Genomic DNA, 22,001 nt, shown 5'->3' with positions numbered 1-22,001 from the left:
CGGGACAAGCCCGAGCATGACGGACGCAGAGTTGGTCGCAAGGCATCATCGAAGCGGCGCCCTGGATACCAACCACCTCCCCCACACGAAAATCAGAAAACTCGCTTGACAAATTTGGATCGATCCAATTAAGTCATGACGACAGGCCAAGCAGGCCGGGGAGGAATTCATGAACAAGGGACGCGTGACGGTCGTTGACATCGCCCATGCCGCCGGCGTGTCGAAGTCGACCGTGTCCCTCGTCCTGCAAGGCAGCCCGCTGGTCAACGAGGCGACGCGCGCTAAGGTCAATGCCGTCATCCGCGATCTCGGCTATGTCTATAACCGCGCCGCTGCCAACCTGCGCCAGACCGCCTCCTCGAAGATCGTCGGCATCGTCGTCAACGACCTGACCAACAGTTTCTTTGCCGAACTGGCGGTTGGCGTCGACATGGTGGTGCAATCGGCCGGCTATGTGCAGTTCCTGGCCAATACCGCCGAAAGCGTCACCCGCCAGGGCGAGGTCATCGCCTCGATGCGCGAACACGGGATTTCCGGCCTGGTGATTTCGCCGGCGCGCGGCACCGAAGCCGCAGACCTGAAACCGTTGGTCGCCAGCGGCATTCCGGTGGTCGTCGTGGTGCGCAATATCGCCGGCGCAAAAGTGTCGTCGCTGATTTCGGACAACCGCGCCGGTGCGCGGGCCGCCGTCGAGCATCTCGCCGGCCTTGGCCATCGCCGCATCGCCTTTCTCGGCGGCTTTCCCGATACCGCCGTCTTCGATGAGCGCAGGGTCGGCTATCGCGAAGGCCTTGCCGCCGCCAGTCTTGAGGTCGCGGATGACCTCATCGTCGGCTCGGCCCCGTCGCGGGCGGGCGGCGTCGATGCGGTGCAGCGGGCGCTTTTGCTTTCGGATCGGCCGACGGCGGCGCTGTGCTTCAACGATGCCGTCGCCTTCGGCGTCTGCGATGGCCTGCGCAGCCGGCGGATGGAGCCGGGCGTGGATTTCGGCGTCGTCGGCTTCGACGATGTCATCGAGGCGAAGACCGCCGTGCCGGCGCTGACGACGATCTCCGTCGATCCGCAGGGCATGGGCCAGCGCGCCGCGCAATTGCTGATGAAACAGATCAATGCCGGAAAGCCGGAGCCGGAGGCGCTGACCGGCGCCGTTCGCCTCGTGGTGCGCCAGAGCTGCGGCATCGGCGCCAAAAGACAGGAATGGAGGAGTGCCGTATGACCAGATGGGGATTGATCGGCGCGAGCACGATTGCGCATGAATGGGTGATCGACGCCATTCGCGCCACTGGCGGCGATATCGTCTCGCTCCTGAGTTCGAACGCCGAGCGCGGCAAGGCCTATGCCGCCGAGCACGGCATTCCCAATGCCGTCACCGAACTTTCGGCCTTGGTCGAGGATCCGCAGATCGACGCGGTCTATATTTCCACGACCAATGAATTGCACAAGGCGCAGGCGCTGGCCGCCGCCAAGGCCGGCAAGCATATCCTCTGCGAAAAGCCGCTGGCCGTCAGCCTTTCCGATGCCCGCGACATGGTCGAGGCCGCGAAAGCCGCCGGCGTCGTCATGGCGACCAACCATCACCTGCGCGGCGCCGGCACGCATCGGGCGATGCGCGATGCCATCGCTGCGGGCCGCATCGGCCGGCCGCTTTCGGCCCGCGTTTTCCACGCCGTCTACCTGCCGTCGCATCTGCAGGGCTGGCGGCTCGACAAGCCCGAGGCCGGCGGTGGCGTCATTCTCGACATCACCGTGCATGACACCGATACGCTGCGCTTCGTGCTCGGCGACGATCCGGTCGAAGCCGTCGCCTTCACCCAGCAGGGCGGCATGGCCAAGGCGGGGCTGGAAGATGCGGTCATGGGCGTGCTGCGCTTCAAATCCGGCGTCATCGCCCAGTTCCATGACGGGTTCACCACGAAATTCGCCGAGACCGGCTTTGAAATCCACGGCACCGAGGGCTCGCTGATCGGCCGCAACTGCATGTCGCAGCGCCCGGTCGGCACGGTGACGCTGCGCAATGCCGAGGGTGAGCAGGAACTGCCGGTCGACCATCAGAACCTCTACGAGACGGCGCTCATCAATTTCCATGCCGCCATCGCCGGCAAGGGCAAGCCGCTGTGCAGCGGCGAAGACGGCATCTGGTCGCTGGCGACCGGGCTTGCCGTCGTCAAGGCCGCCGCCACCGGCCAGGCCGTTTCCATCGAATCCGGACTTTGAGCAAGACGATGAGCAAGCATATTTCTCTCTCCGAAGCCGCCGCCCTCATTCCCGATGGCGCCGTGGTCTCGGTCTCCTCCTCCTCCGGCCTCGGCTGCCCGGATCTGATGCTGAAGGCAATCGGCGAGCGTTTCGACGCCACCGGCCATCCCAGGAACATCACGACGCTGCACCCGATCGCCGCCGGCGACATGAGCGGCATCAAGGGTGTCGATTACATCGCCAAGAAGGGCTTGCTCGCCAAAATCCTCGGCGGCTCCTACCCCTCCGGTCCCTCGACAGCGGAACCGCCGCTGATCTGGCAGATGATCACCGGCGATGAAATCCCCGCCTACAACATCCCCTCCGGCGTGATGTTCGACATGCATCGCGAGGCCGCCGCCAAGCGCCCGGGCGTCATCACCAAGGTCGGACTGGATACCTTCGTCGATCCGACACGGCAGGGCTGCGCCATGAACGACAAGGCCGCCGCCGAGCCGATAGTCGAAAAGATCAACTTCGATGGCGAGGATTATCTCTATTTCCGCTCGATCATTCCGCAGGTCGCCATCATCCGCGCCACGACGGCGGATGAGCGCGGCAACCTGACCTATGAGCATGAAGGCGCCACTCTCGGCGGCCTCGACCAGGCGCTTGCGGCCCGCAACAATGGCGGCATCGTCATCGCCCAGGTCAAGCGCATCACCAAGGAAGGCTCGCTGAAGCCACATGATGTCCGTGTTCCAGGCATGCTGGTCGATTACATCGTCGTCGATCCCGAGCAGAAACAGACGACGCAGACGCTTTACGATCCGGCGATATCAGGCGAAATCTTCCGGCCGCTCGATACGTTCCGCGTGCCGGAATTCAACATCCAGAAGGTCATTGCCCGGCGCGTCGCGCAGGAGCTGGAAACCGGAAGCTGCGTCAATCTCGGCTTCGGCATTTCCGCGAACGTGCCGCGCATCCTGCTGGAAGAGGGCCTGCATGGGGCCGTCACCTGGGTCATCGAACAGGGTGCCGTCGGCGGCGTGCCGCTGCTCGATTTCGCCTTCGGCTGCGCCTCGAACGCCGATGCCTACATGCCCTCGCCCTATCAGTTCACGTACTTTCAAGGCGCGGGCTTCGATGCCTCGCTGCTCTCCTTCCTCGAAATCGGCCGCGACGGCTCGGTCAACGTCTCGAAACTCTCCTTCCGTCCGCATGTAACGGCCGGGGCCGGCGGTTTCGTCGATATCACCGCACGGGCGAAGAAGATCGTCTTCTCCGGCATGTTCAATGCCGGCGCGAAACTCGGCATTGAGGGCGGCAGACTGGTGATCGAAAAAGAAGGCAAGCTGAAGAAACTGGTCAACGAGGTCGAGCACGTCACCTTCTCCGGCCGCCGCGCCGTCGAGCAGGGACAGGATATCACCTATGTCACCGAACGCGCCGTAATGAAGCTGACGCCTGAGGGTATCGTGCTGACCGAGATCGCGCCGGGCGTCGATCTGCAGGCGCATATCCTCGACCAGTCCGAATTCCCGCTGATCGTCTCGCCGGATCTGAAGGTGATGGACGCCGCATTGTTCGGCGAAGCGCCGCTGAAGCTGGCACTGCCGCACAAGCCGGTGCGTACCTTGACGGAGGCGAGCCATGGCTGAGAAAGGCGTGCGCGTCGACATCGACGGCCCCATCGCGGTGATGACCGTGTCGCGGCCGGAAAAGCTGAATGCTTTCGACCTCGACATGCTGAAATCCCTCGCCTCCGCCTGCGACACGGTGGAAGCCGAGGCGAATGTGCGCGTGGTGATCCTGACCGGCGAAGGCAAAGGTTTTTCGGCCGGCGGCGATATCAAGGCCTGGGGCGCGATGAGCGCCAATGAATTCGGCCATCAATGGGTGCGCTTCGGCCACCGCGTCTTCGACCGGCTGGCGACCTTGCGCATGCCGCTGATCGCGGCGCTGAACGGCCATGCGCTGGGCGGCGGGCTGGAATTGGCGGGTGCCGCCGATATCCGTATCGCCGAAAGCCAGATCAGGATCGGCCTGCCGGAAACCTCGCTCGGCATGGTGCCGGGCTGGTCCGGCACGCAGCGGCTGGTCAAGCGTTTCGGGGCGCAGATCGTGCGCCGCATGGTGCTGGGCGGCGAGATGTTTTCCGCCGAGGCAGCGCTCGGCCATGGGCTGGTCGACCAGGTGGTCGAGACGGGCACGGCTGTCGCCGCTGCGAAAGAGTATGCCGCACGCATCGCCACCCGTGGGCCGGCGGCGCTGGAAATTTCGAAACTCATGCTCGCCGTCGCCAACGGCGAAGACAATGGCGCCGCCGTCGAAGCGCTGGGCTCCATCCTCGTCGCCAAGACCGGCGACCTGAAGGAAGGGGTCGCTGCTTTCACGGAAAAACGCGCCGCGCAGTTCAAGGGAGAATGGTAATGACGATTGAAATCCGCCCGCAGCCCGGCGCAGACCTGAAGCTCCGCGAATTCTCGATGCTGATCGGCTCGGGCTGGGGCAAGGGCGTCGAGGGCCAGGTCATCGAGCGCGTCGCGCCGAGCCACGGCGTCACCGTCAGCCGCTACCAGGCCGCCACAAAAGCCGATGCCGAACGCGCCATCGCAGCCGCCCGCGCCGCCTTCGATACCGGCCCCTGGCCGCGCATGACCGCATCGGAACGCTCGCGCATCCTCTTGAAGGCCGCCGACCTGATCGCCGACCGCGCCGAAGAACTCGCCTTTCTCGATGCCATCGAGGGCGGCAAGCCGATCAGCCAGGTGCGCGGCGAAATCGCCGGCGCGGTCGATATCTGGCGCTATGCGGCGGCCCTTGCCCGCGACCTGCATGGCGAAAGCTACAACACGCTCGGCGACGGCACGCTCGGCGTCGTGCTGCGCGAGGCGATTGGCGTCGTCTCGATCATCACGCCCTGGAATTTCCCCTTCCTGATCGTCGGCCAGAAGCTGCCCTTCGCGCTTGCCGCCGGCTGCACCGCCGTCGTCAAGCCTTCGGAACTGACCTCCGGCTCGACGCTGGTGCTCGGTGAAATCCTGCTGGAAGCCGGCGTGCCGGAAGGCGTGGTCAACATCATCGTCGGCACCGGCGGCGAAGTTGGCCCGACGCTCACCAGCCACCCGGATGTCGACATGATCTCCTTCACCGGCTCGACCGGCGTCGGCAAGCTGACCATGGCCAATGCGGCCGGCACGCTGAAGAAGGTATCGCTGGAACTCGGCGGCAAGAACCCGCAGATCGTCTTCCCCGATTGCGATCTCGATGCCTTCATCGATGCCGCCGTGTTCGGCGCCTATTTCAATGCCGGCGAATGCTGCAATGCCGGTTCGCGCCTCATCCTGCACAAGAGCATTGCCGCCGATGTGATTGCCCGGATTGGCGAATTGTCTGGTAAGGTCAAGGTCGGCGATCCGCTCGACCCGACGACGCAGGTCGGCGCGATCATCACGCCGCAGCATCTCGACAAGATCGCAGGTTATGTCGACGGCGCGGTGGAGAGCGGCGCCCATGTCGCCCATGGCGGCGGCAAGCTCGATCTCGGGCTCGGCCAGTTCATGGCCCCTACCATCCTGTCCGGCGTCAAGCCGGAGATGGCGGTCGCCCGCGAAGAAGTCTTCGGCCCGGTTCTCTCGGTGCTGGAATTCGACACGCGGGACGAGGCGATCTCGATTGCCAATTCCGTCGAATACGGCCTGTCGGCCGGCGTCTGGAGCAAGGATTTCGATACCTGCCTGACCATCGGCCGCAAGGTCCGCGCCGGCACGGTCTGGATGAACACGTTTATGGACGGCGCCTCGGAACTGCCCTTCGGCGGCTACAAGCAGAGCGGCCTCGGTCGCGAACTCGGCCGCCATGCGGTGGAAGACTACACGGAGACCAAGACGCTCAACATGCATATCGGAGCGCGCACCGGCTGGTGGATGCCGCGCTGATCGACAAACGCCTGTAACCGCTCGGAAGAAAGGAGGCGGCTATGACATTCGAACATCGAAGCGGAAAAGCCGCCATCCTATCTCCCGGCGGCGAACGGCTCCTCGGGACGCAGCAGGACTTGCAGATCGGCCATGCGGGTCTCGCCGCCGATACGCTTCAGCAGGATGCGGCCCATGGCCTCGCCGGTGGCGGTCAGATCCTCATAGATGCTTTCGACGCTCGGCTGGATGGCGGAGAGGAGTTGCGAGGTCTGTTTGGCGACGATGTCATATTCCTTGCCCAGCGTCAGGCCGCAATCGCTCATGCCGGTGATGGTGGCGAGCGCGCAGACTTCGCCGCCGCAAACATAAGCGTCCGGCGGACCGGGCTCGCGGTTACGCCGCGCGATGCGGTCGCGAATCGTGCCGGCGGGATGGTCGAGGTCGATATCGGAAATGATCTCGAATTCGCAGCCCGCCTCACGCACCGCCGTCATGAAGCCATGCAGGATATGGCTACCGAAGGTGAAGCGCGACGGGCCGCTGATCAGCGCCGGCTTGCGCCGCCCCTTGGCGAGCAATCGCTTGGTGGCCGCATAGGTGAAGGTGAAATTGTCGTAATCGACGAAGGGATGGGCGGTGGAAAGCTCCGTGCGCCCATGGGTGACGAAGGGGAAATCGTTTTCCAGCAGCAGTTTGACCCGCGGATCCAGCGGTTCGGTACGCGACATGATCAGGCCGTCGGCCATGCCGTTGCGCATGATATAGTTGACGGCGGCGATATTGCTGGAATTCAAAAAGTTCGGCATGACGATCAGGTGGTAGGCGGTGCCCTGCATCGCCTTGCCCAGCCCCGACAGCAGCGAGGTGCCGTAACCGAGGATTTCCTCGTGCGGTTCCAGCAGCACGGCGATGACGTTCGTCCGGCCGGTCTTCAGGCGCTGGGCGGCACGATCCGGCGAATAGCCGATTTCGGCGGCGACCTGATGCACGCGTTTCCGCGTCTCGATGGAAATCTGCGGTGCATTGGACAGCGCCCGCGACACCGTGGTGACGGCCAGGCCGGTCAGTTCGGCGATGGTGCGCAGGGTCGGCTTGGCGCTTCGCGTGCCGCCTCCACTGGGGGAAGAAGGTTTCGAGGGATTGGGCACGGTTGCTCTGGTCTTTCGGTCGGGTTTGCGCGACACCTTACCCCGCACACCACCACAGTTCAATCTTGCAATGCAAACGATATAAATTGTGCAACGCAACAAATCCATGACCAATTTCGAAAGCGAAAGCCTTTTGAAAAGAATGACTTGCGGAATAAGTTCGAAATTGGTTCCGAAATAGAGACCCATCTTGACTCGACGCGATTTATAACGTTTTAAATTGCGATCGGTTTTGAATACCGTGACCCGGCGCGCCTTGTGAGGAGCCCCGGGAATGTGGGCGGGAGGAGAATGCCCGCGCCGACAAACTTGCAACCGGGAGGATAAAATGCGCAAGTTTCTGACGACGACTGCCTTGAGCCTGGCCATGCTGGCGGGTGCCGCCCAGGCGGCGGAAAATGTGGAAGTTCTGCACTGGTGGACGTCCGGTGGCGAAGCGGCCGCGCTCGACGTCCTGAAGAAGGATCTCGAAAGCAAGGGCATCACCTGGACCGACATGCCGGTCGCCGGCGGCGGCGGCACGGAAGCCATGACCGTCCTGCGCGCCCGCGTCACCGCCGGCAATGCGCCGACCGCCGTTCAGATGCTCGGCTTCGACATTCTCGACTGGGCCAAGGAAGGCGCGCTCGGCAATCTCGATGAAGTCGCCGGCAAGGAAGGCTGGGACAAGGTCATCCCCGGCGCTCTGCAGAAGTTTTCCAAGTATGACGGCCACTGGATTGCAGCGCCCGTAAACGTTCACTCCACCAACTGGATGTGGATCAACAAGGCCGCGCTCGACAAGGCCGGCGGCAAGGAGCCGGCGAACTGGGACGAACTGATCGCCCTGCTCGACAATTTCAAGGCTCAGGGCATCACGCCCATCGCCCATGGCGGCCAGCCCTGGCAGGATGCGACGATCTTCGACGCCGTCGTGCTCTCGCTCGGCAATGATTTCTACAAGAAGGCCTTCATCGACCTCGATTCGGCAACGCTGGGTTCGGACAAGATGAAGGAAGCCTTCGACCGCATGACCAAGCTGCGCTCCTATGTCGACGACAACTTCTCCGGCCGCGACTGGAACCTGGCGTCCGGCATGGTCATCGAAGGCAAGGCGGGCCTGCAATTCATGGGCGACTGGGCCAAGGGCGAATTCCTGAAGGCCAAGAAGGAGCCCGGCAAGGACTTCGTCTGCATGCGCTTCCCCGGCACGCAGGGCTCGGTGACCTTCAACTCCGACCAGTTCGCGATGTTCAAGGTCGCCGCCGACAAGGTTCCGGCCCAGCTCGCCATGGCCTCGGCCATCGAGAGCCCGACCTTCCAGTCGGCCTTCAACGTCGTCAAGGGTTCGGTCCCGGCCCGCACCGACGTTCCGGACACCGCCTTCGACGCCTGCGGCAAGAAGGCGATCAAGGATCTGGCCGAAGCCAACAAGAACGGCACGCTGATGGGCTCCATGGCCCATGGCCATGCCAACCCGGCCGCCGTCAAGAACGCGATCTATGACGTCGTGACCCGCGAATTCAACGGCGAGCTGACCTCGGAAGCCGCCGTGAAGGAACTGGTAACCGCCGTCGAGGCCGCGAAGTAAGCTTGGCCGAGGGGCGCGTCCGCCCCTCATCCGCCAGCCGGCACCTTCTCCCCGCCCCCGGGGAGAAGGCTGTAAACGACCCGCTCCGGGGTCTGCCGCTTCCCGTCGACGAGGACGGGCACGCGCAGGGAGCGGCTCCGCCGGCCGGCATTCATCGGGTCTCAACCCGACAGTCTATTTCGAAAAGATGCGCGCCGCAGAACCGGAAAGGCTTTTCCGATCCGTCTGCCATGCGCAAGGAATGGTGATCGACCATGAACAGTCGCAGCCGATTGCAGGAAATCCTGCCCAAGCTTGTCCTGGCGCCGAGCTTCGTCGTCATATTGATTTTCGTCTACGGCTTCATCGCCTATACCGGCTACCTGTCGATGACCGACAGCAAGATGCTGCCCTCCTACAATTTCGCCGGCCTCACCAACTATTCCAAGCTCTGGGCGCTGCCGCACTGGTGGCGGGCGATCACCAACCTGGCGATCTTCGCCTCGCTCTACATCGTCATCTGCTCGGTGCTCGGCCTGTTCCTGGCGATCCTGCTCGACCAGAAGATTCGCGCCGAAGGGCTGCTGCGGCCGATCTATCTCTATCCGATGGCGCTGTCCTTCATCGTCACCGGCACGGCCTGGAAATGGTTCCTCGATCCCGGCATCGGCCTTGAGAACACCATGCGCATCTGGGGCTGGACGAGCTTCTCCTTCAACTGGATCAAGGACGGCAACTACGCCATCTATTGCGTGGTCATCGCCGCCGTCTGGCAGTCCTCCGGCTTCGTCATGGCCATGTTCCTCGCCGGCCTTCGCGGCGTCGACAATGAGATCATCAAGGCCGCCCAGATCGACGGCGCCTCGACCATGACCGTCTATCGCCGCATCATCATTCCGCTGATGCGCCCGGTCTTCCTCTCCGCCTTCGTCGTGCTCGCTCACCTCGCCATCAAGGCCTACGACCTAGTCGTGGCGCTGACCGGCGGCGGACCGGGACAGGCGACCGAAGTGCCTGCGACCTTCATGTATTCCTACACCTTCACCCGCAACCAGATGGGCATCGGGGCGTCCTCGGCGATCGTCATGCTGGCCATGATCTTCTCGATCATCATCCCCTATCTCTATTCCGAAATCCGTGGAGGCAAAGGCCGATGAGCGGCGCTCCTGCAAATCCCGACAACGTCATTTCCCACGGCCGGCTGACCCGCGCGCTGATCTATACCGCCCTCATCCTGTTTGCGGTCTATTATCTGCTGCCGCTCTACGTGATGGTGGTCAACTCCTTCAAGCCGCTGGACGAAATCCGCCAGGGCGGCATGCTGAACCTGCCGCAGACCTGGACGATCGAGCCGTGGATCTCGGCCTGGTCGACGGCGCAGATCGGCGTGCAGCCGACCGGCCTGAAACCCTTCTTCCTGAATTCGATCCTGATGGTCGTGCCGGCGGTCGCCATCTCCACCATTGTCGGGGCGCTGAACGGCTATGTGCTGACCAAGTGGCAGTTCAAGGGTTCGAACGTCTTCTTCGGCATGCTGCTGCTGTCCTGCTTCATCCCGTTCCAGATCGTGCTGATCCCGATGGCGCGCATCCTCGGCATTCTCGGGCTTGCCGGCAGCATCTGGGGCCTGATCCTGGTGCATGTGATCTACGGCCTCGGCTTCACCACGCTCTATTTCCGCAACTATTACGAAAACTTCCCGACGGAGCTGGTGCGCGCGGCGCAGATCGACGGGGCGAGCTTCTTCCAGATCTTCCGCCGTATCCTGCTGCCCTCCTCCGGCCCGATCATCGTCGTCTCGGTCATCTGGCAGTTCACCAATATCTGGAACGACTTCCTGTTCGGCGCCTCCTTCTCCGGCCCCTATTCGACGCCGATGACGGTCGCGCTCAACAACCTGGTCTCCTCCTCCACCGGTGTGAAGGAATACAACGTCCATTTCGCAGGCGCGATCCTCGCCGCCCTGCCAACGCTGGTCGTCTACATCGTCTCCGGCCGCTATTTCGTGCGCGGCCTGATGTCCGGCGCCGTGAAAGGATAATTCCCATGTCTTTCCTCAAGATCGCAAATCTGCGCAAATCCTACGGCGCGCTCGAAATCCTCAAGGACATCAATATCGAGATTGAGGAAGGCGGCTTTCTCGTGCTCGTCGGCCCCTCCGGTTGCGGCAAGTCGACATTGCTGAACTGCATCGCCGGGCTGGAGCCGATCACGTCAGGCGAAATCGGCATCGACGGCCGCAACGTCGCCGGCCTGCCGCCGTCGCAGCGCGACATCGCCATGGTCTTCCAGTCCTATGCGCTCTATCCGAACATGACGGTCGGCGGCAACATCGCCTTCGGCATGGAAATCCGCGGCGTGCCGAAGGACGAGCGCGACAAGGCAATCAAGCAGGTCGCCGACATGCTGCAGATCGGCCATCTGCTCGACCGCAAGCCGGGCCAGCTTTCCGGCGGCCAGCGCCAGCGCGTCGCCATGGGCCGGGCGCTGGTGCGCGATCCGAAACTCTTCCTGTTCGACGAGCCGCTGTCGAACCTCGATGCCAAGCTGCGCGTCGATATGCGCACCGAAATCAAGCGGCTGCACCACCGCATGAAGACCACCATCGTCTACGTCACCCACGACCAGATCGAGGCGATGACGCTAGCGACCAAGATCGCCGTCCTCAAGGGCGGCGTGCTGCAGCAATTCGGCTCGCCGGCCGAGATCTACAACAATCCCGCCAACATGTTCGTCGCCGACTTCATGGGCTCGCCAGCCATGAACCTGGTGCCGGCCAATGTTGAAAAGGCTGGCGACACCGTTCAGGTCTCGCTGGAGCAGCCGGGCGGCGGCGTGCTGAAACTGCCGATCGCGCCGGGCCGCGAGGCCTTAGCCGCCCATGCCGGGCGTACGGTAATGTTCGGCATTCGCCCGGAAGCCCTGACCGACCCTGACGGCGCCGACCGCAACGCCCGCACGCTCGCCGAGGGCGATTGCCTGATCGAGGTGGTCGAGCCCGCCGGCTCCGATACCTTTGCAGTGACGAAGCTCGGTGGCAAGGAAGTGGTCGCCCGCCTGCGCGCCGATGCCCGCATCGCGCCCGGCGAACGCGCCCGCCTTGCCTTCAATCTCGACAAGGCCGTGTTCTTCGATCCGCAATCGCAAGCCAGAATCGCCTGAGGCCCACGTCCATGCCATCGCAACCGGATATCGTCATCATTGGATCGGGGATCGGCGGGGCCACCGTCGCCGCCGGCCTCGCCGCCAGCGGCGCCGATATCCTGATCCTCGAAGCGGGCGGTCACATCGAGGACCGCCCAGAAAACCGCGACCAGCGCGCCATCTTCCAGCGCGGCCATTTCCGACCGAAAGAGTTCTGGTACGAGGCCGACGGCACGGCGTTCAACCCCGGCAATTACTATAATGTCGGCGGTAATTCGAAATTCTACGGCGCGGTGCTGGCCCGCTACCGCCGCGAGGATTTCGAGGAGATGCGCCACCGCGAGGGCGTTTCGCCTGCCTGGCCCTTCCCCTACGAGGAACTGGAGCCCTGGTATTCGGCGGCCGAGCAGATGTATCAGGTGCGCGGCACGCTCGGCGAAGACCCGACCGAACCGGCCCATAGCAAGCCCTACCCCTTCCCGCCGGTACGGGAAGAGCCTGCCATTGCAAAAGTGCGGGAAAAGCTGCGCAAGGCGGGCATGCATCCCTTCTCGCTGCCGCTCGGTATCGATATCGACCGCTGGCTCGCCAAAGGCCAGACGCCGTGGGATGCGCATCCGCACAGCTTCGACGGCAAGCTGGATGCCGAAACGGTGGCGCTGGCCTTGGCGCGGCAACATGACAACGTCACGCTGCAGACCGGCTCGCGGGTCACGCGGCTGATCACCGCCCCGGACGGGCAGGCCATCGAGGCCGTCGAATATATCAGGGACGGGCAGACGCAGAAACTGACGCCGAAGTTGGTCATCCTCTCGGCCGGCGCCGTGCAATCCGCCGTGCTGCTGCTGCGCTCGGCCAACGACAACCACCCGACCGGGCTTGCCAATGCCTCCGATCAGGTCGGGCGCAATTTCATGAACCACAATTCCAGCGCTGTGCTGGCTCTCTCGCCGACCTATCGCAACGATTCCGTCTACCAGAAGACGTTTGGCTTCAACGACTTTTATCTGTCGGACGGCAATGGCGGGCCGCCGCTCGGCAATGTCCAGCTTCTCGGCCGCGTCTCGGGCAAAATCCTCAAGGGCAACATGCCCTCGATGCCGGAATGGCTGCTCGACCGCATCTCCGCCCATGCCATCGATTTCTACGCGATGAGCGAGGATATCCCGCATCCCGAAAGCCGCATCCGGGTAGATGGCGAACGCATCGTGCTGCAATGGCACCGCACCAACTGGCAGGCGCATCTCGATCTCGTGGCGAAGCTGAAAAGCGTGCTGCGCGCCGCAGGCTTTCCGCTCGTGCTGTCGCGCGCCTTCGACAAGCGCACGCCGTCGCATCAATGCGGCACGGTGGTCATGGGGCGCGAGGCGGCGAAGGCGCCGCTCGATATCCATTGCCGCGCCCACCAGCATCCCAATCTTTTCGTGGTCGATGCCAGCTTCCTGCCGACATCGGCGGCGGTCAATCCGTCGCTGACCATTGCCGCGCAGGCGCTAAGGGTCGCCGATCACATCGCATCGACGGAGCTTGCCCGATGAACAGACCTCTTGCCATCGTCACCGGCGGACGGCGCGGCATCGGCCTCGGCATCGCCAAGGCGCTCGCTGTCGCCGGGTTCGACATCGCCCTGACGGGGCTCGATGCCAACGGCATGGCCGATCCGGCGCTCGATGAAATCCGCGCCCTCGGCGTCGAGGCTTTTTATGCCCAGTCCGATCTTGCCGACCTTTCGACCCATGGCCCGGCGGTCGATGCGATCCTTGGCCGTTTCGGCCGTATCGATTGCCTCGTCAACAATGCCGGCATGGCCTCGGTGGTGCGCGGCGATTTTCTAGACCTGACACCGGAGAATTACGACCGTATCCTCGCCACCAACCTGCGCGGCACGGTGTTTTTCACGCAAGCCGTGGTCAAGGCGATGCTCGGCCGGCCAGAGGGCGATACCTATCGATCAATCATCAACATAACCTCCGTCTCTGCCTCGCTCAGTTCGCCGGAGCGGCTGGATTACTGCATCAGCAAGACCGGGCTTGCCGCCTTCAGCCAGGGGCTGGCGCTGCGGCTGGCGGAAGACGGTATCGGCGTTTTCGAGGTACGGCCGGGCATCATCCGCACCGACATGACCGCCGGTGTCGCCGACCGTTACGACCGGCTGATCGCCGATGGGCTCGTGCCGATGAAGCGCTGGGGTTATCCCGCCGATATCGGCGCCATCTGTGCCGGCCTTGCCGGCGGCGGCTTCGCTTTCGCGACCGGCTCGGTGATCGATGCCGATGGCGGGCTGTCGATCGCCAGACTGTAACGGCTGAAACAGCCATCATCTTGCCTGCCGCCCGCCCTTCCGGCGCGGGAACGGCGGAGCTTTGGAATTCGAGGAGTGTCATATGCGCTACGACTACATCATCACAGGCGCCGGGCCGGCGGGATGCGTGCTCGCCAATCGCCTCAGCGAAGACGCGGACGTGAACGTGCTGCTGATCGAGGCCGGCGGCAGCGACTGGAACCCGCTGTTTCATATGCCCGCCGGCTTTGCCAAGATGACCAAGGGCGTGGCGAGCTGGGGCTGGGAAACCGTGCCGCAGAAGCACATGAAGGGCCGCGTGCTGCGCTATACCCAGGCCAAGGTGATCGGCGGCGGCTCGTCGATCAACGCCCAGCTCTATACGCGCGGCAATGCCGCCGATTACGATCTCTGGGCCAGTGAAGACGGCTGCGAAGGCTGGGATTACCGCTCCATTCTGCCCTATTTCAAGCGGGCAGAGGACAACCAGCGCTTTGCCGACGACTACCATTCCTATGGCGGGCCGCTCGGCGTCTCCATGCCGGTCTCGGCCCTGCCGATCTGCGATGCCTATATCCGCGCCGGACAGGAACTCGGCATTCCCTACAATCACGATTTCAACGGCAGGCAGCAGGCCGGCGTCGGTTTCTACCAGCTGACCCAGCGCAATCGCCGCCGCTCCTCCGCCTCGCTTGCCTATCTCTCGCCGATCCGCAACCGAAAGAACCTGACGATCAAGCTCGGCGCCCGCGTTTCCCGCATCGTGCTGGAGGGAACGCGCGCGGTCGGTGTGGAGGTGGTGACCTCTGATGGCAGCGAAATCATTCGCGCCGAGCGCGAGGTGTTGGTCTCCTCCGGCGCCATCGGCTCGCCGAAACTGCTGCTGCAATCCGGCATCGGCCCGGCCGATCATCTGAAATCGGTAGGCGTCAAGGTGAACCACGACTTGGCCGGCGTCGGTTCCAACATGCAGGATCACCTCGATCTGTTCGTCATCTGCGAATGCACCGGCGACCACACCTATGACGGCGTCGCCAAGCTGCACCGCACCCTCTGGGCCGGGCTGCAATATGTAATGTTCCGCTCCGGGCCGGTCGCCTCGTCGCTGTTCGAGACCGGCGGCTTCTGGTATGCGGATCCGGAGGCGCGCTCGCCGGATATCCAATTCCATCTCGGCCTCGGCTCCGGCATCGAGGCCGGCGTCGAGCGGTTGAAGAATGCCGGCGTGACGCTGAATTCGGCCTATCTGCATCCACGCTCCAAGGGCACGGTGCGGCTCTCTTCCGCCGATCCGGCCGCAGCACCGCTGATCGACCCGAATTACTGGGAAGACCCGCATGACCGGAAAATGTCGATCGAAGGCCTGAAAATCGCCCGCGAGATCATGAGCCAAGCGGCGCTGAAACCTTACGTGCTGGCCGAACGCCTGCCCGGCCCGAAGGCCGTCAGCGACGAAGATCTGTTCAACTACGGCTGCGCCAACGCCAAGACCGATCACCATCCGGTCGGCACCTGCAAGATGGGCACCGGCGCGGATGCCGTGGTCGGGCTGGATCTTCGGGTGCATGGTCTGGAAGGCCTGCGCGTCTGCGATAGCTCGGTCATGCCGCGCGTGCCCTCCTGCAACACCAATGCCCCGACGATCATGGTCGGCGAGAAGGGCGCGGATATCATCCGCAACCGCGAGCCGCTGCCGCCGGCGATCTTTGCCTATGAGCGCAACGATCAACGCCCGCGCGCCCGCGCCAACATCCGCTGACCGGGGATCAGACGGTGGCGACGCGTTCGCCGGGATCGGTCGGCGCGAAACGGGCCACGAGGCTATGGCGGTCGCCGGGATAGATCAGTCGCACATGGGTGATCGGCACGGCGCCGCTCCAGGTGCGGCGCTCGACGACGAGGCAGGGAGCGCCCGGCAAAATCTTTAGTGCCGAAGCCACCTTCTCGTCGGCGCCGATGGCATGGATGGCGTGCTCGGCCGCCGACCAAGGCACGCGGTCGATCAGCCAGGGACCGGGCGCGATGGCGGAAAAATCGGCATCGGCCGCCTCGGGAACGACGGCAAGGTTGATCAGGCGGTCCTCGAAGCAAAACGGCCGCGCGCCGGCCGAATGGCAGGCGGAAACGGAGAGCACCGGCGTGCCGGGCTCCAGCGCCAGTCGCTCGCCCTCGCCTTTCTTCAACTTGTGACGGGATTGGCCGATGAGGCCGTAACCATAGGGCAGGCCGAGGGACTGCACCTCGTCGCGGATATCGTGGATATCGAGCACGGCCGATTGCGCCCGCGGCTGGGCGACATAGCTGCCGGCCTTGCGGCGGCGCTCGATCAATCCGGCATTCGCGAGCTGCGTCAGCGCCTTGTTCACGGTCATGCGCGAACAGCCATATTGCTCGGCCAGATCCAGCTCGAAGGGGATGCGATGGCCGGGCGGCCACGCCCCGGAAACGATCTGCCCTTCGATATCCGAGACGATGCGCTGATGCAGCGTCTTGTCGCCCTCTGCGGTCATAGAGTGTCCGTCAGTTGTTTCATCGCGGCCAGGAAGCGCTGTTCGATTCGCTCGCGCCGAACATGCCGGCCGCCTTCCACCTGTTTCACGCCATGGACCCAGACGCAATCCGGGATGACGTTGCCGGCGAAAATCCAACCGTCGAGAACCGCGTCGTCCTTCAGATAGGGCGCACGCGCGCGGTTCAACGACACGAAATCGGCCGCGACACCAACGGCAATTCCGGACTTCGCACCCAAGGCGACCGCGCCGCCTGCCAGCGCGCCGTCGAACAGGGCGCGGCCCGTCGATTGATTCGGCTGTGCGGCGACGTTGCGCGAACGAGTAGCGAGGCGCAGCGAATATTCGAGCTGGCGCAATTCGTCGCTGACGCCGATCAGCACATTCTGGTCGGAGCCGACGCCGTAGCGTCCGCCGGCCGAAAGGAACTCGACGCCCGGGAAGATGCCGTCGCCGAGATTGGCCTCGGTGATCGGGCAGAGACCGGCGATCGCGCCGGCCTTGGCCATGCCGAGAGTTTCCTGCGGCAGCATGTGCGTCGCATGGATGAGGCACCAGCGCGAATCGACCGGCTGGTTTTCCAGGAGCCATTCGACCGGACGCTTGCCCGACCAGGCGATGCAATCCTCGACTTCCTTGACCTGCTCGGCGATGTGGATATGGATCGGCCGCTCAGCAGCGAGCGGCAGGATCTGCGTCAGTTCGTCCGGCGTGGCGGCGCGCAGGGAATGCGGCGCGATGCCGACGACCGAATCGGGCAGGTTCGCCACGGCCTTCTCGACGCCTTCGAAGACGCGGCGATAGAGGTCGACCGAGGAGACGAATCGGCGCTGGCCTTCGTTCGGGGCGCTGCCGCCGAAGCCGGAATGGGCGTAGAAGACCGGCAGCAGCGTCATCTTCAGGCCGGTTTCGCCGGCGGCGGCGGCGATGCGCTCGCCCATTTCGGCCGGGTTGGTGTAAGGCTGGCCATTCTTGTCGTGATGCAGGTAGTGGAACTCGCCGACGCGGGTGAAGCCCGCCTCCAGCATCTCGAGATAAAGCTGGGCAGCGACAGCCTCGACCTGCTCCGGCGTCATCGACAGGGCGAAATTATACATGACGCTGCGCCAGCTCCAGAAGCTGTCGTCTCCGGGGCCGCGCATTTCGGCAAGGCCGGCCATGGCGCGCTGGAAGGCATGGCTATGCAGATTGGGCATGCCGGGCACGAGGATGTCGTGGCGCTCGTCGCCGGCCTCGGCTGCCACACCAGCGTCGATGGCGGCGATGCGGCCATTCTCCAGGCGCAGCCGGGCGTCTTTCACCCAGCCGTTTGCCGTCAGGACGGCGTTCGCAAAGATCGTATTCGTCTGCATAGTGCTCCTCTCCCGCGGCCGGCATTCTAGCCGCCGCACCGGTTTTATCGCACCGATTCATGAAACCGTCTTCCGGCGCAAGATCGGGCTTGCCAAGTGTAATATTATGTATATACATATTCACAACGAAACACAAAGGCGAAATCACGATGACCGACGAAAACACCAAAACCGTCCGCATCTGGCGCAATGCGCACCTTGCCACCTTCGCCCCCGGCCTTCCGGGCATGGGTATCGTTGAAAACGGCGCGATCGCCGCAAAGGACGGGCGCATCATTTATGCCGGCGCCGAAGCCGCGCTGCCGGCCGGACTTAGCGCCGGCGCCGAGATCTTTGATTGCGAGGGCCGCTGGATCACGCCCGGGCTGATCGATTGCCACACCCACATCGTCCATGCCGGCAACCGGGCGCGTGAATTCGAAATGCGCCTGTCCGGCGCCACCTATGAAGAGATTGCGCGTGCCGGCGGCGGCATCGTGTCCTCGGTCGCCGCCGTGCGTGGCGCCAGCGAAGACCAGTTGATCGCGCAATCCCTGCCGCGCCTCGATGCGTTGATCGCCGAGGGGCTGACGACCGTCGAAGTCAAGTCGGGCTACGGGCTCGATGTCGACAGCGAGCTGAAATCGCTGCGCGCCGCGCGCCGGCTGGAATCGGAACGCGCCGTTTCGGTGCGCACCACCTTCCTCGGCGCCCATGCGCTGCCGCCGGAATTCAAGGAAAACCGTGCGGGTTACCTCGACCTCGTCATCGACAAGATGCTGCCCGCCGTCGCCGCCGAAGGCCTGGCCGATGCGGTCGATGGCTTCTGCGAAGGCATCGCCTTCTCGCCCGAGGAAATCGAGCGGGTGTTCGTTGCCGCCGAAAAGCACGGCCTGCCGGTAAAACTGCATGTCGACCAGCTTTCCAATCTCGGCGGCGCGGCGCTGGCCGCCAGGCATCATGCGCTCTCTGCCGATCATCTCGAATATACCGACGAAGCGGGCGCCATCGCAATGGCGGCGGCCGGCACCGTGGCCGTGATCCTGCCGGGCGCCTTCTACTTCATCCGCGAAACCAAGAAGCCGCCGATCGATCTCTTCCGCCGCCATGGCGTGGCGATGGCGCTGGCGACCGACGTCAACCCCGGCACGTCGCCGCTGACCTCGCTGCTCTTGACCATGAACATGGGCGCGACGCTGTTTTCGATGACCGTCGAGGAGTGCCTGGCCGGCGTCACCCGCGAGGCCGCCCGCGCGCTCGGCCTGTCGAACGAGGTCGGTACGCTGGAAGTCGGCAAATGGGCTGATCTCGCCATCTGGGATATCGATCGCCCGGCCGAGCTGGTCTATCGCATGGGCTTCAACCCGCTGCACAAGCGCGTCTATCGGGGGAAATGAGATGAGCGTTTTCGAAGTCCGGCGCGGCAATTCGCCCGTCATCCTCGGTTTTCCGCATACCGGGACGGATGTACCCGAGGCGATCAAGGCCCGGCTCAACGACAACGGCCTGAAGCTCGCGGATACCGACTGGCATATCCACGACCTTTATGACGGTCTGCTGGACGATGTGACCACCGTGCGCGCCACCTTCCACCGTTATGTCATCGACGCCAATCGCGACCCGCAAGGCGTCAGCCTCTATCCCGGCCAGAACACCACAGGACTCATTCCCGAGACGGATTTCGACGGCGTGGCGATCTGGAAGGACGGCGAGCAGCCGACCGAAGCGGATATCGCCGCGCGGCTGAAGGATTTTCACGCGCCCTATCATGCGGCGCTCGCCGCCGAGGTCGCGCGCGTCAAGGCGATCCACGGGGTCGCCGTGCTCTATGATTGCCATTCGATCCGCTCGCATATCCCCTTCCTGTTCGAAGGCAAGCTGCCGGATTTCAACATCGGCACGGATATGGGCAAGACCTGCGACGCCTCCATCGAGGCCGCCGCAGTCGAGGTCGCGACCTCGGCCGCCGGCTATACCAGCATTCTCAACGGCCGCTTCAAGGGCGGCTGGACGACGCGCCATTACGGAAAACCCGCCGATGGCGTCCATGCCATCCAGATGGAACTGGCGCAATCGAGCCATCTGCAGACCGAAACCCTGCCCTTTGCCTATGACGAGGCCAAGGCGGAACGGCTGCGCCCGCATCTTCAAGCCATTCTGCGGCGCATCGACACCGCCGCACGCAGCATGACACGATAACAGGAGGAAGCCCCATGACCGCCAATCCCCGCCACAATATCCGCGAGATCCGCTCTCCGCGCGGCGACCAGCTCAATGCCAAGAGCTGGATGACCGAAGCGCCGTTGCGCATGCTGATGAACAACCTCGACCCCGACGTCGCCGAAAACCCGCATGAGCTGGTCGTCTATGGCGGCATCGGCCGTGCCGCGCGCGACTGGGCGAGCTTCGACAAGATCGTCGAGACGCTGAAGACGCTCAACGAGGACGAAACCCTGCTGGTTCAATCGGGCAAGCCGGTCGGCGTGTTCCGCACCCACAAGGATGCGCCGCGCGTTCTGATCGCCAATTCCAACCTCGTGCCGCATTGGGCGACCTGGGATCATTTCAACGAGCTGGATAAGAAGGGGCTGGCCATGTACGGCCAGATGACCGCCGGTTCGTGGATCTATATCGGCAGCCAGGGCATCGTCCAAGGCACCTACGAAACCTTCGTCGAGGCGGGCCGCCAGCATTATAACGGAGACCTCAAAGGCAAATGGGTGCTGACCGGCGGTCTCGGCGGCATGGGCGGCGCCCAGCCGCTGGCGGCTGTCATGGCCGGCGCCTGCTGCCTCGCCGTCGAGTGCAACCCGGATTCCATCGATTTCCGCCTGCGCACCCGCTATGTCGACGCCAAGGCCGAAACGCTGGACGAAGCCATGGAGATGATCGACCGCTGGACCAAGGCCGGCGAAGCCAAGTCCGTCGGCCTGCTCGGCAACTGCGCCGAGATCCTGCCGGAAATGGTCCGCCGCGGCATCCGTCCCGACATGGTGACCGACCAGACCTCGGCCCATGACCCGATCAACGGCTATCTGCCGAAGGGCTGGACCATGGCCGAATGGAAGGCAAAGCGCGAAAGCGATCCAAAGGCCGTCGAAAAGGCCGCCCGCGCCTCGATGCGCGAGCATGTCGAAGCGATGATCGCCTTCCAGGATATGGGCGTGCCCACATTCGACTACGGCAACAACATCCGCCAGATGGCCAAGGACGAAGGCCTTGAAAATGCCTTCGCCTTCCCGGGCTTCGTGCCGGCCTATATCCGCCCGCTGTTCTGCCGCGGCATCGGTCCGTTCCGCTGGGCCGCTCTCTCGGGCGATCCGGAGGATATCCGCAAGACCGATGCGAAGGTCAAGGAACTGCTGCCCGACAACAAGCACCTGCACAACTGGCTGGACATGGCGCAGGAGCGCATCGCCTTCCAAGGGCTGCCGGCGCGCATTTGCTGGGTCGGCCTCGGCGATCGTCACCGCCTCGGCCTCGCCTTCAACGAAATGGTCAAGAACGGCGAACTCAGCGCCCCTGTCGTTATCGGCCGCGACCATCTCGACTCCGGCTCGGTCGCCTCGCCGAACCGCGAAACCGAAGCGATGAAGGACGGTTCGGACGCCGTATCCGACTGGCCGCTCTTGAACGCCCTGCTCAACACCGCCTCGGGCGCCACCTGGGTATCGCTGCATCATGGCGGCGGCGTCGGCATGGGCTTCTCGCAGCATTCGGGCGTTGTCATCTGCTGCGACGGCTCCGACGATGCCGCTGCCCGCATCGGCCGCGTCCTGTGGAACGACCCGGCCACCGGCGTCATGCGCCACGCCGATGCCGGCTATGACATCGCCATCGAATGCGCCAAGGAAAAGGGGCTGCGCCTGCCGGGTATTCTCGGTAACTAAGCTCCGATATCTCGAATATAGCCGCGCCCGTTTCTGACCGGCGCGGCTTT

At 64.0% G+C, this 22,001-nt stretch carries 18 protein-coding genes; 15 read left to right on the top strand and 3 right to left on the bottom strand.

The window, feature by feature from the left end:
• Positions 1 to 169 precede the first annotated feature (169 nt).
• From P7F60_RS22285 to P7F60_RS22265, 5 genes are read left to right on the top strand one after another with little or no spacing between them, the layout of a single operon-like run.
• Positions 170 to 1,216, top strand: a complete 1,047-nt coding sequence (locus P7F60_RS22285) for a LacI family DNA-binding transcriptional regulator (RefSeq protein WP_277919884.1) — start codon at positions 170 to 172, stop codon at positions 1,214 to 1,216.
• Positions 1,213 to 2,214, top strand: a complete 1,002-nt coding sequence (locus P7F60_RS22280) for a Gfo/Idh/MocA family oxidoreductase (protein WP_277919883.1) — start codon at positions 1,213 to 1,215, stop codon at positions 2,212 to 2,214. Before P7F60_RS22285 ends, P7F60_RS22280 begins: the two co-directional genes overlap by 4 nt.
• 8 nt (positions 2,215 to 2,222) lie before the next feature.
• Positions 2,223 to 3,836, top strand: a complete 1,614-nt coding sequence (locus P7F60_RS22275) for an acyl CoA:acetate/3-ketoacid CoA transferase (RefSeq protein WP_277919882.1) — start codon at positions 2,223 to 2,225, stop codon at positions 3,834 to 3,836.
• Positions 3,829 to 4,608, top strand: a complete 780-nt coding sequence (locus P7F60_RS22270) for an enoyl-CoA hydratase/isomerase family protein (protein ID WP_277919881.1) — start codon at positions 3,829 to 3,831, stop codon at positions 4,606 to 4,608. Before P7F60_RS22275 ends, P7F60_RS22270 begins: the two co-directional genes overlap by 8 nt.
• On the top strand, positions 4,608 to 6,116 hold the full coding sequence (locus tag P7F60_RS22265; protein ID WP_277919880.1) for an aldehyde dehydrogenase family protein: 1,509 nt from the start codon (positions 4,608 to 4,610) through the stop codon (positions 6,114 to 6,116). Before P7F60_RS22270 ends, P7F60_RS22265 begins: the two co-directional genes overlap by 1 nt.
• 77 nt (positions 6,117 to 6,193) lie before the next feature.
• Here the strand turns inward: P7F60_RS22265 and P7F60_RS22260 are convergent, their stop codons facing one another.
• The gene (locus P7F60_RS22260; RefSeq protein ID WP_277919879.1) at positions 6,194 to 7,246 is read right to left on the bottom strand and encodes a LacI family transcriptional regulator; all 1,053 of its coding nucleotides are present in this window, start codon (positions 7,244 to 7,246) and stop codon (positions 6,194 to 6,196) included.
• Positions 7,247 to 7,613: 367 nt separating this feature from the next.
• Here P7F60_RS22260 and P7F60_RS22255 point away from each other — a divergent pair, with 367 nt between their 5' ends.
• From P7F60_RS22255 to P7F60_RS22225, 7 genes are all read left to right on the top strand, one after another.
• Positions 7,614 to 8,816: an ABC transporter substrate-binding protein gene (locus P7F60_RS22255; protein WP_277919943.1), complete on the top strand. Its 1,203-nt coding sequence runs from the start codon at positions 7,614 to 7,616 to the stop codon at positions 8,814 to 8,816.
• A gap of 254 nt (positions 8,817 to 9,070) precedes the next feature.
• On the top strand, positions 9,071 to 9,952 hold the full coding sequence (locus P7F60_RS22250) for a sugar ABC transporter permease (RefSeq protein WP_277919878.1): 882 nt from the start codon (positions 9,071 to 9,073) through the stop codon (positions 9,950 to 9,952).
• Complete coding sequence (locus tag P7F60_RS22245) at positions 9,949 to 10,836, top strand: carbohydrate ABC transporter permease (RefSeq protein WP_277919877.1); 888 nt, start codon at positions 9,949 to 9,951, stop codon at positions 10,834 to 10,836. Before P7F60_RS22250 ends, P7F60_RS22245 begins: the two co-directional genes overlap by 4 nt.
• Positions 10,837 to 10,841: 5 nt before the next feature.
• Complete coding sequence (locus P7F60_RS22240) at positions 10,842 to 11,957, top strand: ABC transporter ATP-binding protein (protein WP_277919876.1); 1,116 nt, start codon at positions 10,842 to 10,844, stop codon at positions 11,955 to 11,957.
• 11 nt (positions 11,958 to 11,968) lie between these two features.
• Positions 11,969 to 13,477, top strand: coding sequence for a GMC family oxidoreductase (locus P7F60_RS22235; protein ID WP_277919875.1), 1,509 nt, complete (start codon positions 11,969 to 11,971; stop codon positions 13,475 to 13,477).
• A complete protein-coding gene (locus P7F60_RS22230; RefSeq protein ID WP_277919874.1) occupies positions 13,474 to 14,241 on the top strand; it encodes a 3-ketoacyl-ACP reductase in 768 nt (255 codons plus the stop codon). Before P7F60_RS22235 ends, P7F60_RS22230 begins: the two co-directional genes overlap by 4 nt.
• Before the next feature lie 82 nt (positions 14,242 to 14,323).
• Positions 14,324 to 15,979: a GMC family oxidoreductase N-terminal domain-containing protein gene (locus tag P7F60_RS22225; protein ID WP_277919873.1), complete on the top strand. Its 1,656-nt coding sequence runs from the start codon at positions 14,324 to 14,326 to the stop codon at positions 15,977 to 15,979.
• A gap of 7 nt (positions 15,980 to 15,986) precedes the next feature.
• Here the strand turns inward: P7F60_RS22225 and hutC are convergent, their stop codons facing one another.
• Positions 15,987 to 16,730 (bottom strand): histidine utilization repressor, encoded by a 744-nt coding sequence (gene hutC, locus P7F60_RS22220; protein ID WP_277919871.1) that lies wholly within the window; start codon positions 16,728 to 16,730, stop codon positions 15,987 to 15,989.
• A complete protein-coding gene (locus P7F60_RS22215) occupies positions 16,727 to 18,082 on the bottom strand; it encodes a formimidoylglutamate deiminase (protein WP_277919870.1) in 1,356 nt (451 codons plus the stop codon). The genes hutC and P7F60_RS22215 overlap by 4 nt, the downstream gene beginning before the upstream one ends.
• Positions 18,083 to 18,231: 149 nt before the next feature.
• Here P7F60_RS22215 and hutI point away from each other — a divergent pair, with 149 nt between their 5' ends.
• From hutI to hutU, 3 genes are read left to right on the top strand one after another with little or no spacing between them, the layout of a single operon-like run.
• A complete protein-coding gene (hutI, locus tag P7F60_RS22210) occupies positions 18,232 to 19,458 on the top strand; it encodes an imidazolonepropionase (RefSeq protein ID WP_277919869.1) in 1,227 nt (408 codons plus the stop codon).
• A 1-nt stretch (position 19,459) separates the two neighbouring features.
• Positions 19,460 to 20,260 carry an N-formylglutamate deformylase gene (gene hutG, locus P7F60_RS22205; RefSeq protein ID WP_277919868.1) on the top strand — a complete coding sequence of 267 codons (801 nt, stop codon included), beginning with the start codon at positions 19,460 to 19,462 and terminating at the stop codon, positions 20,258 to 20,260.
• A gap of 14 nt (positions 20,261 to 20,274) precedes the next feature.
• Positions 20,275 to 21,951 carry a urocanate hydratase gene (gene hutU, locus P7F60_RS22200; RefSeq protein ID WP_277919867.1) on the top strand — a complete coding sequence of 559 codons (1,677 nt, stop codon included), beginning with the start codon at positions 20,275 to 20,277 and terminating at the stop codon, positions 21,949 to 21,951.
• Positions 21,952 to 22,001: the final 50 nt, after the last annotated feature.

This window comes from Rhizobium sp. YJ-22 (assembly GCF_029601685.1).
Taxonomy (GTDB): Bacteria; Pseudomonadota; Alphaproteobacteria; order Rhizobiales; family Rhizobiaceae; genus Metarhizobium.
This window is presented reverse-complemented; position numbering and strand designations above follow the sequence as displayed.